Genomic DNA, 13,265 nt, shown 5'->3' on the forward strand with positions numbered 1-13,265 from the left:
GGCGATCGCGGGTTAATTTTGCCTACCCTACAGGTGCTTTAGAATCAATCAACTACGAGTTACTACTTTCAACATATTTAGCCCACATTTGCTCGTAAGCCTTTTCCATCTCGCGAGTAAACTTTTTACCATTCCACAGTGGTGCCGTTTGCTTTGATTTTATTAATTTCCAAGAGACTTGTTGCCGCAGTGCTTCATCTTTTCCTAAGCGAACACCCCATTCGATATACTCTTCGTCAGTCCAGGCAATGCCTTCTGTGATACCTGCATTAACCATCATGGTGTAACTGTTGCGAGCGGCAAATTGTTCTCCTACTCTGGTTACTAAGGGAATGCACATCCAAAGAGTTTCTAGGGTTGTGGTGGCTCCGTTGTAGGGATAGGTATCTAGCACAACATCAGCAATACCTAGGTTTGCTCGGTGAGTTACTTCTGAAGGATCATTAGGTAAGAATCGTAAGCGATCGCAACTTACACCTTCTTCTTCTGCTATTTGGTTGAAGAAGCCTTTAATTGATTCTTCATCGGCAAAACCTTTAATCAAAAAGTAACTATTCGGCACTTCTTTAATTATTTTCATTTGCAGTCTTGCCGTATCGGGATGCCGTTTGTAGCCTCTTTGACCGCTAAGATACACAACTGCATCGCTGGGAATATCGAGATGTTCGCGGCGTAAAGTAGGTATACCAACCTCAAACCCATCAACCGCTATATAAGTTTCGGGTAAGCGCCAAATTTTCTCGGCGTAATAATCTTCAGCCGTATCTGGTAAAACGTAGGGGTCAGCGATAAAGTAATCGATGGCTGGTATTCCCGAAGCATCCCAACCCAACCAAGTGACTTGAACTGGCGCAGGTTTCAGCGCCATTATTTCACAGCTTATATCTAGGGTGGTGCTATTAAGATCGATCAGAATATCAATTTCATCTTCGTAAATTTGCTCGGCAATTTGCAGACCATTGGGCGGAAACTGGTAAGCTTTGTCAGACTGACCGATATACCAGTCTTGTATAGGGTCGTTAGTTTGCCGATTATTGAGCATATAGGCATGCACTTGGAACTGCTCGCGGTTATGATGCCTAAATACCCAGCGCGCTAGCCAGCCTACGGAGTGCATTCTCAAGCAATGAGAGAAGTATCCAATTTTGAGCGGTTTAGTATAAGCATGACCGTTAGATTTGGTTAGTACTCTTTTGCTATATCGCTCTGCCTGCTCTTTGGCATAATTACGAGTATTGACTTGACACAACTCGGCAAGCTGATTCTGAATCAGCCGATTTTCTTTGGCCTCATCTTTAAAGTAAGGTAAAAAGAAGGTTGAACTATGCAGACTGAGATTCCAACCTTGAGGCAGATGGGTAGGTCTTTCCTGGACTAGAGCGGAGAGTAAGGATTTATGCTTTTGGAAAACATCAACGGCTTCTTGCCTGTGTCCGCCAGCGCCAGTAAGTCCCCGCATCAGCAGATGACTGGCATACACTTTATGCGATAACTCTTGCGCCATAGAATAGCAGCGCCTAGCCGTTTCTATACCTTTATCGTATTGCTGCGAATTTTGATAAAATGCCGTCAGTTGAGTCAAGACATCTAAGTTTTGATCATCTAAACGCAAACATAACTCGATTAGCTCTGCTGCTAGGGTAGGACACTTGGCTAGATGACCAATTTCGATAGATGCGCGTGCTACTGTTTCTACAAAGCGATCAGTATCTTTAACCCAGGGTAGACAAGCTGCTGTCAACTCTACTAGAGTTTGGTGAGGGGGAGCTTGAGATAAAACATTTTGCAGCACCTGTAGCAGTAGCTCAGGGTCAACAGTCTTGGTTTCCTCTGACTGGAGTAGATTGATAACTCCTAACTGAGTTAGGTCTTCTAAAATAAAAGTCTTAAGACTGAGCGAAAGTTGAATAATCTGTAATAAATTATTGATATCGCGGGGGTTAATTTCCCGGATGTGCTGGCGAATTGCCCAAGCCACAGCATAGTCGTCTAGTTCCTCTCGCCGTTCGGCTTCGGTTTGCAGAACTTCGAGCAGTTCCCCTGTCCACTGGTCAACCTGTTCTGGCTCTCCCTCTGCGATTGCTAGCAGCCAAGTCATTTGGGCTTCGGCTTCTTGCCCCTGTAACATGAGCATTAAGCCGAGATGCCAGTAGTAAGACTTGATCTCTGGTTCTGCTTCAATTGCCTGTTCGTAAAGGCTTGCCGCTTGAGCGTAATCGCCTTTAATTAAATATTGGGCAGCTTGCTGCTGCCAGTTGACCAGATTTGTCAAGTTGTATTCAGCAGTCATCGGGTATTCGATGTTGGTGCAATTTCAGTGAAAAGAAAGTGGGTAGATAGTCTTACCCACTTCCTCAAAATGCTTGTAATCAATCAGAGGCAACTCTAAAATCAACAGCTAGTATTAGTTAGTTATCGATCATAGATTTTCGTAGTTAGGATCGACGCATTTTGGTGACTCTCCAGCGACGGGATTGCCGAATTTTATTGCGTCAAATCCACCAGTTCCAGCACCACCGAGACCAATCGGAGCTTTAGCTCCTTGGCATAAGATTGCTACAGTAGTCGCTTCACTGGTATCTGGATTAGTGGTTATTTGCGTTGCACCTACATAAGCTCTAACTGTAGCTTGGTCACCCTTCCGAGGCTGTGCCATATTTGCTACTTGCGTGTCATTAGTTTGGTCACCAACACCATTTTCTGACTGCACTTTGTATTCATAATTCTCAGTCTGGGTCGCAATACCTAGACCCAATAAACCAATATCTTCCGTTCGATTAACAAAATCTTGTTTCTCTAAGTAGTAGGCTTGCTGCGCCCGATTCATCGAACCAACATAGGTTTTGGCCTCTGATTCCCGCGCTTTGTTTGCCTGATTAAGGAAGGAGGGCAGAGCAATAGCAGAGAGAATACCAATAATGATGATTACAACCAGCAGTTCAATCAGGGTGAAACCTTCGTCCTTTTTGTTCTGGTTCAGGTACTGTAAAAACTTTGCTTTTAGTTCAGTTTTCATATTGAGGCCTTTTCTTGAGGTGGGCGATGCTTAACTTCTCACTTCTGTAACTAACTTACCCACCTGCGAGCCTTTTCCTATCACCCTTACCAAAAAATTTTGCTTGCAGCCATGGAGAAACTTCAAACAGACTTCTCCAAAAGCACGTAGAGAAAGACTTCTAGCTTACTTAAACATTTTTTGACTTCCTCAAAAGCCATCTGTTCACTCACTGGTTCCAAAGTTACTAAATCTAGGGGACGAATCTTGAGCCAGCGCTGCACTAGGAACTTAAAAGACTGCGGTTCCTCCCAAAGAGGCAACAGACAAGCTGCCATAGTGCCATCTATCTCTACTGGTGCCATAGTTGGCAAAGAGACATAACCGCTGATCACAAAGGGCTTTTGCTCAGTGATGCACTTAATTAAATCTTCCCGCGATTTTGTATTTCTCAACTGAGGATGCAAGTGTATCTTAGCCCCTTGCCAGTCGGATGCTTGCCACTGGTCAACAGGTAAAAAAGAATCTACCTGACTAGAATGGGCGCACCAAAAATCTAAAAGCCGATGTATCGGGTGTAATAGTTCATACAAATGTAAGCGATCCTCTGTTGAAATTTCTGGCAGACTCATTGCCCAAAATGCGGGTAAATTATCTGGTTCTTGGAATAAATCAGTTACATCCCAATACCGCCAGTAAACCATGCTGACAAATTCTAGTTCTACCTCTCTTAAAGCAGCAAACATTTCTGGAATAGTAAATCCCTTGTCCCCTACCAACAGGTGATTGGATAACAGCGTACCTTTCCAATCAGGGGTTTCATAACCAGCATTCCAAGCCCTATCTTTGAGATTCACTCCATTTTTGAGAGATTTCATGGTTTCGATGGCAAGTTCCATTTCCATTTCCTCTGGATTGCCATCCATCAGACCAATTTTCTTGAACAGTTCTTGGGCGCGGAAAAAGACAGTTCTCTGCAGAGAACTGTGTAAATTAGTGCGAATAATTCCCTCTGGCTTGAGAACAGACTTCATTGCTTTCAAACCTGCTGCTACATCGGGCAGTAAGTAGAGAACTTCATCATTATTAATGTAGTCAAATTCCATACCCAGCTCAGACAAATCATAAATCGAAAGAGTATGGAATTCTACGTTTTCAAAGCCGTGAAACTCTAACCTGTGCCTTGCTGCCTTAACAGATTCTTCTGATAAATCAACTCCAACTATTTTGGCTCCTGGATTAGCTTCAGCTAAAACTAATGATTTATAACCACTGCCACAGCCGGCATCTAAAATTACTTTCCCTTCGGTATTAGTAATTTTCTGATTTACTAGGTAGTAAGGTGTAACTAAATTATGAATAAATAGCGAATTTAAGTCGTCTTTTGGCGATTGTTCTAAGGGAGTTCTAGGGTAAGGTGTTTTGTCAAACTGTTGACGAATTTTTTCGATTAAATCTAAATCATATTTTTGACTGTCCATTTTAAGAGTCTCCTGATGATTTTTAGGGATTATACTTGGCTAAGATTAGCCAGTGAGCAAGTAGGTATCAATAAACGAAGGTATCTCAACAGAATATGCACTAATTTTTGCCACTAGGCTAGGTGATTCTAACTCCCTTTAGACCCATGGGCGAATTATTTGGCAGTGGCAATTGAAATGATTATCCAAGGTAAAAAGTAAAAAGCCGTGTCAGGTTGGCATTGATGCAACCGGCTTTCCGGAAACTGCAATTAGTAAACTCTATGATTCTAATATTTCTATGATTCTAATATTTTTGAGGGCTGCATTACGAACAGCCCAAAAACCGCTATAATTATCAAAACGTAGTCGTTATGAGTTTATATATGACCAACCCCACTGTAGAAAATCTGGTAATCATCGGTTCCGGCCCCGCAGGCTATACTGCTGCTATCTATGCAGCAAGAGCCAACCTGAAACCCCTAATGTTTGAAGGCTTCCAAGCTGGAGGCATCCCAGGGGGGCAATTAATGACCACCACAGAAGTCGAAAACTTCCCTGGCTTCCCAGAAGGAATTACCGGGCCACAGCTAATGGAACGGATGAAAGCCCAAGCAGAGCGTTGGGGGACTGAGTGCTATACAGAAGATGTCACCTTTGTTGATTTAAACCAGCGTCCCTTTATTGTCCGCTCTGATGAACGAGAAGTAAAAGCCCACAGCATCGTTATTGCCACAGGTGCTACTGCCAAACGCTTAGGATTACCCAGCGAAAATCAATTTTGGAGCCATGGTATCTCAGCCTGTGCTATCTGTGATGGTGCCACCCCCATCTTTCATGGTGAGGAACTAGCCGTCATTGGAGGCGGTGACTCAGCGGCGGAAGAATCGGTTTACTTGACAAAATATGGCTCTCGTGTTCACATGCTAATACGCGGTGACCAGATGCGGGCTAGTAAAACCATGCAAGACCGGGTTCTGAATAACCCGAAAATCACAGTTCACTGGAACACTCAGGCGGTGGATGTCTTCGGTGAGAATGACCGGATGACTGGGCTAAAAGTCCGCGATACCCAAACTGGCGAAGAGCGAGATCTTCCGGTTAAAGGGCTATTTTACGCCATTGGTCACAAACCCAATACCTCTTTGTTTAAGGGACAACTAGAACTAGACGAAGTTGGTTATGTTGTGACTAAGCACGATTCAGTAGAAACTAGTGTCGAAGGCGTCTATGCTGCTGGCGATGTCCAAGACCACGAATTTCGTCAAGCCATCACTGCTGCTGGTACTGGTTGTATGGCAGCAATGCTAGCAGAACGCTGGCTCTCTGTTCACAACCTGATTCAGGAATACCATCAAAAACCAGAATCAGAAAAACCAGTAACGACGCCAAATCAAGAAAAAGCGACGGTTGCTGACACGGCAGAAACCTTTGATGTGAATAAGACACGCCACGTCGGTGGTTATGCCCTGCGTAAATTATTCCATGATAGCGATCGCTTAATCATGGTTAAATATGTCTCGCCGACTTGTGGCCCTTGCCGTACCCTGAAGCCAATTCTGGATAAGGTGGTAGATGAGTTTGACGGGAAAATTCACTTCGTCGAGGTTGACGTCGAAGCCGACCCAGAAATTGCCGAAAACGCCATGGTAACAGGAACACCCACTGTACAATTTTTCAAGGATAAGGAAATAGTGACACAACTTCGGGGCATCAAGCAAAAAAGCGAGTATCGTAACGTCATTGAAGAACATTTACCAGCAGGCGTTTCAGCAGGTAAATAGTATCTTTGGGGTTGGCAGATTAGAAGGTTGTTTGTCGAGGTTTCTACTGGCTTAAAGATTGAAAGCTGTGGTTGGCAATTTCCTTGCAAGCTGTAAACCTCTAACCTGCTAACCTTATATCGATATATCGATTCCCCAAATGTTTGCAAGAAATGCTTTTTAAGTAATAAGTTTTCCAAAAAGTAATAAATTTTCTTATTATTACTTATTACCCTTCGCTCCGCTCAAGGGCATGCTTATTACTTACTGATTATGACCTCAACCAAACTCAAACTTCGATTACCCCGCTTTTTGCGTTTTTCTGGACGCCCTAGTCTTTCCATGCAACTCATGGCGGTGGGAGTAGTAATCACACTTTTCTTTGTCTTAGTAGCCATTCTTGCTCCCACCTTTGAGTCCTGGGGATGGCTGCAAGACCCCACCGAGTCATTAAGTAATCCTATCCTTGAGCCACCAGGAGCGCGTTATTGGTTCGGTACGTCTCGCCAGGGCTATGATGTCTTTTCTCGCACCTTATTTGGCTCTCAAGCTGCCTTGCAAGTAGTAATTCTCGCCACCTCTCTTAGTCTAATTATTGGCGTACCCTTGGGGTTAGTCAGTGGTTACCTGGGTGGTAAATTAGACCGGGTGTTGCTGTTTTTGATGGATACTATTTACACCCTGCCAGGATTGCTGCTATCAGTAACTCTAGCTTTTGTCGTAGGGCGAGGAGTATTAAATGCTGCGATCGCATTGAGCATTTCCTACGTGCCTCAGTATTATCGAGTTGTCCGCAACCATACCGCCAGCGTTAAAAGCGAATTATTCATTGAAGCAGCGCAAGCCATGGGCGCTTCTACAAAAAGAGTGTTATCTCGCTATTTGTTTTTCAACGTCATCCAAAGCGTACCAGTATTATTTACCCTCAACGCTGCCGATGCAATTTTGATTCTAGGAGGCTTAGGATTTTTAGGTCTAGGACTGCCCGAAGAAACTGCCGAATGGGGTCACGACTTACGTCAAGCCCTTGATGCCCTACCCACAGGGATTTGGTGGACAGCCCTGTTTCCTGGTTTAGGCATGACACTGATGGTAGTAGGATTATCTTTAGTAGGAGAAGGCTTGAGTGAGTTAATTAATTCCAGAGAACATCGTTGAATGGTGGAACTGAACATTATCACAATAGCGTCGAATAGTTTATGTACAGTAATTGGATAGCTGTACAATAAACCTCGAAACTGCTATGAAAGGTATCAAACGCCAATTATCACTACTAGCTACAACTGGTAGTTTAACGCTGATTTCCCTGGTTATTGCTGTAGACTTCTGGACTAGTTCTGTAGCAACGCTGCCAGTACAAGCTAATACTTATTTTCGACAGGAGTATTTGTCTATTTCTCCAGTTAGTCCGGATGAGCCAGCAGACGATACGCTTAACGAAAGGTTTTCTGTAGAAAATTCCCTAGAAACAATAGCTCAGATTAGGGATGCTTTGTCCAGCTTTAGAAGCCTTACAGAAAATAGTAAAGCCACTTTGGGAGAGCCAGCAATCGCAAAAGTTGGCAATACCGATTCGGAAACTCAAAACTTAGGCTTTCCTAACTGGGTTGGTTCCGTAGAAGGAACCATCAGAAAACAAGACTATCAAAATAAGCAACTAGAGTTAGAACTAGCACGAAAACAATACGAAGATGGAGAGATTAGCAAAGCTGTTTTAGACGAAAAAGCAGCAATTTATCAAGGTGCAGAACAGGCATTTCAAGAGTTTTGGAATTCTTTTAAAGTTGCTGACTAAACAGCTATTATTGGTCATTTGCGCATGATCAATTACAGCATAACTAATGACTGAAGTAATCGGCATTGATTTAGGGGGAACTGCCATTAAACTGGGGCGTTTCCAGCAGGATGGAACTTGTTCCGAGTCTTTCAGTGTACCAACCCCTCAACCAGCAACACCCACTGCTGTTGTAGAGGCGATGACCAAAGCCATATTACAACTAGATCCTAATCAGCATTGCTTAGCCATTGGTATCGGGACTCCTGGGCCAGCTGATGCGACAGGTAGGATTGCCAGAGTTGCGATTAACCTCACCGGGTGGCTGGATGTCCCTCTAGCTGATTTGTTAGAAGCCAATACTGCTTATCCTACTGTTCTGGCTAATGATGCTAACTGTGCTGGTTTGGGAGAAGCTTGGTTAGGTGCTGGGCGCTGCTTTCGCCATCTAATTTTGCTGACCCTAGGTACTGGTGTCGGAGGGGCAATTATTCTGGATGGCAAACTTTTCACTGGCCATCAAGGTGCTGCTAGCGAGTTGGGCTTAATTACCTTAAACCCAGACGGTCCAATGTGTAATAGTGGTAATCAGGGTTCGTTAGAGCAATACACCTCAATTAGAGCAATTCGACGCCGCACAGGCAAGGAACCAGCGGAACTTTGTGCTATGGCAAGAGAAGGTGACCCAAAAGCTCTAGAATTTTGGCAAAGCTACGGGCGTGATTTGGGTGCCGGGTTGGCAAGTTTAATCTATGTTTTGACACCGGAAGCAATTGTTATTGGCGGCGGCGTCAGTGCCAGCGCTGAGTTCTTTTTTCCAGCAGCCTTGGCAGAAATTGAACGACGGGTGTTGCCTAGCTCCCGTGTTGGTCTTAAACTACTCAAAGCTGAGTTAGGCAATCAGGCAGGGATAGTGGGTGCCGCTCAATTAGCTTGGCAGTCTTTATGCTGAAGAAAGGATGATTGATCAGAGATCTCCGACTTCTGAATCAAATTTATTCAGCAGTAATCAGGGTTTCACCAAAAAAGTCGGAGATCTGGATTGTTTTTCAGTAATCAGCAATACTTAACCCTTCATTGTTTTTCAGTAATCAGCAATACTTAACCCTTCAGGGAACGCTGCTCGAATAACTTTTAATCGGCAAACTAAGAGAGTACAAATCCAGTTTTTTGCTTGATGTACTCGATTAGTTTTTGGTAAGTATCTAGGTCTGTGTGCTGTTTAATGATGATCGGAGTACAGCTATCAGGTAACCAAAATGTTAGTCTGCCGCTAGGATTGTAACAAAAACTGCTAATGCAATTAAGGTTAATGATGTAGTCATTACGCTCGTAGTTAACCTTGATCCAAGGTTCTCCATGTAAGCGCTGCGATACATCTTGTATGTCTTTGATGTACTCGATAACTTGTTGATAGCCCTTTGGATCACTCTTTTGGTTAACTACAACCGGGATAGAACTATCCGGCAACCAAAACGTTATTTTGCCATTGGGGGAGCAGGCGAAAGCACTGAGGCTGTCAAGATCAACGACATACTCATTGCGCTCGTAACTAACTTTTATCCAGTACGCCACAAAACCTCCCTATTTACAAGGTGAGTTCTGGCACGACAAACATTAATGGTTGCCTAAATATAAGCATGCTCATCGGCTAGGATACTTCTGCTGGAGATTGCTCTTTGGAGACTGTGCCGTTAGGAAGAATTGCTTCTTTGCTGTTGAATTTTATGGCAGCAGCTTGCACAAACCCCCTAAATAAAGGGTGAGGAGTATTTGGTCGAGAACTAAACTCTGGATGGAACTGAGTGGCAATGAAAAAGGGGTGTTGTGGCAATTCAATTATTTCCACCAAACGACCATCAGGGGAAGTGCCACTAATCACATAGCCCGTGTCCAAAAATAGATTGCGGTAAGCATTGTTAAATTCGTAGCGGTGCCGATGACGCTCATAAATTACTTCCTTCTGGTATAGAGAAGACGCTAGCGTATCTATCTGTAAACGACAAGGATACAGACCTAAGCGCATTGTGCCACCTAAATCTACAACATCTTGTTGCTCTGGCAGCAGATTAATCACCGCATTTGCCGCATCAACAGCAAATTCTGCACTATTGGCATCTTCGAGCATAGCAACATTTTGTGCCCATTCAATCACAGAACACTGCATTCCCAGACATAAGCCGAGAAAAGGAATCTGTTTTTTACGAGCATATTCAACTGCGGCAATTTTGCCATCGATTCCCCGGACGCCGAAACCACCTGGTACAATGACACCACTCACACCATCAAGGAAGCGTTCAGCTCCGTAAGTCTCTAAGTCTTCAGAGTTAACCCAACGCAGATTGATATCTATTCCGGTTGTACTATCCCCAGTAATACCTTCTACATGCATTGAGGCGTGCCGCAAAGCCTCGACTACCGAGAGATAGGCGTCGCCCAGGCGGGTATACTTACCAACAATAGCAATATCAATCTGTTTAGTTGGGCTATACAGATGCTCAACCAGAGTTTTCCACTGACTTAAATCTGGTTCTCTTTGTTGCATTTGCAATAACTCCAGGACTTGCTGGGCGAGTCCTTCTCGCTCTAAAATTAGGGGTACTTCGTAGATACTGTTAGCATCTTGGGAAGTGATCACCGATTCTACTGGTACATCGCAGAATTCTGAAAGTTTGTTTTTTATACCTATCTGTAAAGGGCGATCGCATCGACAAACCAAGATATCTGGCTGAATACCGATTGAGCGCAGTTCCTTAACCGAGTGCTGAGTTGGCTTAGTTTTCATCTCGCCAGCGGAGGCAATCCAGGGAATCAGCGTCACATGCATATACAAAACATTGTTGCGCCCCACATCCTTGCGCAGCTGGCGAATTGCCTCTAAGAACGGTAGAGATTCTATATCACCAACCGTACCACCCACTTCGATAATCACCACATCTGGATTGGTGTTTTTGGCAACTCTGTGGATGCGCTGCTTTATTTCATTAGTAATATGGGGAATCACTTGTACTGTACCCCCCATATAGTCACCGCGACGCTCTTTGTTAATCACCGCCTGATAAATTGAGCCAGTAGTAACGCTGTTGAGGCGGGACATCAACGTATCAGTGAAGCGTTCGTAGTGTCCCAAATCTAAATCAGTTTCGGCACCATCTGCGGTGACAAACACTTCCCCATGTTGGAAAGGACTCATCGTACCTGGATCTACGTTAATATACGGGTCTAGCTTGAGGATCGAGACAGAATAATCCCGCGATTTTAAGAGACGCCCCAGACTAGCGGCGACAATTCCCTTACCAATGCTAGAGACAACGCCACCGGTTACAAAGATAAACTTACTCATAAAGTTTTTTGAAAAACAAACTTTTTCTAGATACACCCCGTTAATTGTGCCACACTCTTCAGAAGTGGTTAGTTGCCGGTGGTAGTCTTTACAGATCAGCTTTGCTAACAGTAATCGCCTAATCTAATAACTCTGATGGCACCCTCAATTTTTAAGCAAAAGTTAAGGAAAAAAGAAAATCCTTTTTTCCGGGTTCTCTTGCTTTAGGGGCTGGTAATGCTAATTTAACCGAACATCAATAGAAACTTCCTAGGGCGATTGCCCAAAGAGCAACCACCCCTGATTCTCAAACTGGTAACTGTCGAGTCGTCTCTTCATCCTGGGTTTGAGGTTGTTCTGGTGATGCTTCTGAGAGCATTTTTTCTTTGTCGCGCTTGCGTTTTTTGGCGTAGAGCTGAATTGTTGCTACCATGGCGACGATCAATCCTAAGATACCCCAAGCAGTAACATCTGTGGGCAGATTGTTCTTAAACACCGCCAGTAAAACAATCGCTAATAGCAGAACAGTGGGCGCTTCATTGAAAAACCGGAACTGCTGACCACTCCAAGCACATTTTTCTGTGGCTAACTGTCTCATGATGCGACCACAGTAAAAATGATAGATCAGTAAAGCTGCAACAAAAGCCAGCTTGATATGTAACCAACTGTCCTTGAGAACTTCAGGTTCAGTAGTCAATAGGCAAACTGCCATCACTACCGTGATTACCATTCCGGGAGTGGTAATCAGATTATAGAGGCGTTTCTCCATAATCTGATACTGACTTTTGAGAATTGTTTGGGCGGGTTCTGACTGCTCTGAAGCTTCTGCATGATATACAAAAAGACGCCCCAGATAAAATAACCCGGCGAACCAAACAACGATGCCAATTAGGTGAAAGGCTTTAAACCAAAAATAAGCCATCATCTTATCTCCTCTACTTGATTGGGGTAGAACTACCCACCTTGTTTGCTTTGTGCTAGGTTATCTTAATTTTCCCACTCGACAGCACCAAGCTACTCAGATTTGACCACAGCCAGTCTGATCGACTCTTTTAACCCTCTCAGGCTTGGATGTAGGGATAAAGAAAAATTTAATTCTTTAAAATAAAATTCTCTAGAAGACTTGGGTATAGATTCTAATCGTTACTTTTGATGATTGTCTCTGGTTATAAACAACTCAGTTTTTTTTCTTCAAGAGCAAAGATCTTCAAAAAAACATTAATGAAATTACTAAAATATGTTTTTCTTGTGAAGACATTCACACTGCGAAATCTGGCAAACATCTTTCCTTTCTTGTATTGGTGATTTACATTAAATAGTGGTATTTACAGTAATTGAAATATTGGCAAATTAATCCTTTATAATTTATATTTATAAAAGACGTGGAATTAAATGGAGTTAATTGGAGGTTTAGAACAATATTTCAATACTCCCGTATACCTGATCGCAAACCTCCAGTGTGTAAAAATAGTTTTCACTAGACAAAAATTTTTACCTATCCTGAAAATAAGCCATGGATAACAGCAAAGTTTCCCCAGAAAAAAGAGGGTTTGAGCGTCAACAAATCTCGCTTTTTTGCAAAACTCAAGGATTATTTAGAGGTCGCTATTGGGCAGTTGACATTAGTCGAGGCGGTGCTCGCATCTACTCCGATAGACCGTTGAAAGTTGGAGAATCTTTTCAATTAAAGTTCTTTGTCCCAGGCAGTAAAACGGTCACTCCGACTGTCAGAGTTGCCTGGATTAAGGAAACTACCGAGAAGTCGCAGGCTAAATATGAGATAGGGTTGCAATTTTTAGATATCTCAGAAACTTGTCTCAACCGCCTGCTAGATGTTCCAGAAAATGTCTTTTCTGAATAATCGAAAGCTGAAGTTTTGAGCAAGAAATACTATCTTTTTTACCTAGATTAGCTGTTTTTACAGTCAGGATAGTCATATCCTCTGTATAAA

Annotated in this window: 11 protein-coding genes; 5 read left to right on the top strand and 6 right to left on the bottom strand. The window is 43.3% G+C overall.

Annotated elements, in window-relative coordinates; translation table 11 throughout:
* Positions 1–52: 52 nt before the first annotated feature.
* The 3 genes from ACT7WV_RS10425 to ACT7WV_RS10435 all read right to left on the bottom strand — a co-directional run bounded on the left by ACT7WV_RS10425 (position 53) and on the right by ACT7WV_RS10435 (position 4,476).
* Positions 53–2,290, bottom strand: a complete 2,238-nt coding sequence (locus tag ACT7WV_RS10425; protein ID WP_445102838.1) for an O-linked N-acetylglucosamine transferase, SPINDLY family protein — start codon at positions 2,288–2,290, stop codon at positions 53–55.
* 129 nt (positions 2,291–2,419) lie between these two features.
* Positions 2,420–3,016 carry a type IV pilin-like G/H family protein gene (locus ACT7WV_RS10430; protein ID WP_445102839.1) on the bottom strand — a complete coding sequence of 199 codons (597 nt, stop codon included), beginning with the start codon at positions 3,014–3,016 and terminating at the stop codon, positions 2,420–2,422.
* A gap of 122 nt (positions 3,017–3,138) precedes the next feature.
* Positions 3,139–4,476: a class I SAM-dependent methyltransferase gene (locus tag ACT7WV_RS10435; protein ID WP_445102840.1), complete on the bottom strand. Its 1,338-nt coding sequence runs from the start codon at positions 4,474–4,476 to the stop codon at positions 3,139–3,141.
* Positions 4,477–4,841: 365 nt separating this feature from the next.
* Here ACT7WV_RS10435 and trxB point away from each other — a divergent pair, with 365 nt between their 5' ends.
* From trxB to ACT7WV_RS10455, 4 genes are all read left to right on the top strand, one after another.
* Complete coding sequence (gene trxB, locus ACT7WV_RS10440; protein ID WP_445102841.1) at positions 4,842–6,239, top strand: thioredoxin-disulfide reductase; 1,398 nt, start codon at positions 4,842–4,844, stop codon at positions 6,237–6,239.
* A gap of 252 nt (positions 6,240–6,491) precedes the next feature.
* Positions 6,492–7,376: an ABC transporter permease gene (locus ACT7WV_RS10445; RefSeq protein ID WP_445102842.1), complete on the top strand. Its 885-nt coding sequence runs from the start codon at positions 6,492–6,494 to the stop codon at positions 7,374–7,376.
* 85 nt (positions 7,377–7,461) lie between these two features.
* A complete protein-coding gene (locus tag ACT7WV_RS10450) occupies positions 7,462–8,013 on the top strand; it encodes a hypothetical protein (protein WP_445102843.1) in 552 nt (183 codons plus the stop codon).
* Between the two features lie 46 nt (positions 8,014–8,059).
* On the top strand, positions 8,060–8,944 hold the full coding sequence (locus tag ACT7WV_RS10455) for an ROK family protein (protein WP_445102844.1): 885 nt from the start codon (positions 8,060–8,062) through the stop codon (positions 8,942–8,944).
* A 194-nt stretch (positions 8,945–9,138) separates the two neighbouring features.
* Here the strand turns inward: ACT7WV_RS10455 and ACT7WV_RS10460 are convergent, their stop codons facing one another.
* The 3 genes from ACT7WV_RS10460 to hemJ all read right to left on the bottom strand — a co-directional run bounded on the left by ACT7WV_RS10460 (position 9,139) and on the right by hemJ (position 12,236).
* On the bottom strand, positions 9,139–9,567 hold the full coding sequence (locus ACT7WV_RS10460) for a hypothetical protein (protein WP_445102845.1): 429 nt from the start codon (positions 9,565–9,567) through the stop codon (positions 9,139–9,141).
* A 76-nt stretch (positions 9,568–9,643) separates the two neighbouring features.
* Complete coding sequence (locus tag ACT7WV_RS10465) at positions 9,644–11,335, bottom strand: CTP synthase (protein ID WP_445102846.1); 1,692 nt, start codon at positions 11,333–11,335, stop codon at positions 9,644–9,646.
* 286 nt (positions 11,336–11,621) lie between these two features.
* Positions 11,622–12,236 (bottom strand): protoporphyrinogen oxidase HemJ, encoded by a 615-nt coding sequence (hemJ, locus tag ACT7WV_RS10470; RefSeq protein WP_463424242.1) that lies wholly within the window; start codon positions 12,234–12,236, stop codon positions 11,622–11,624.
* 591 nt (positions 12,237–12,827) lie between these two features.
* Here hemJ and ACT7WV_RS10475 point away from each other — a divergent pair.
* Positions 12,828–13,175: a PilZ domain-containing protein gene (locus ACT7WV_RS10475; RefSeq protein ID WP_445102848.1), complete on the top strand. Its 348-nt coding sequence runs from the start codon at positions 12,828–12,830 to the stop codon at positions 13,173–13,175.
* Positions 13,176–13,265: the final 90 nt, after the last annotated feature.

It is taken from the genome of Symploca atlantica LB2515, from assembly GCF_052546295.1.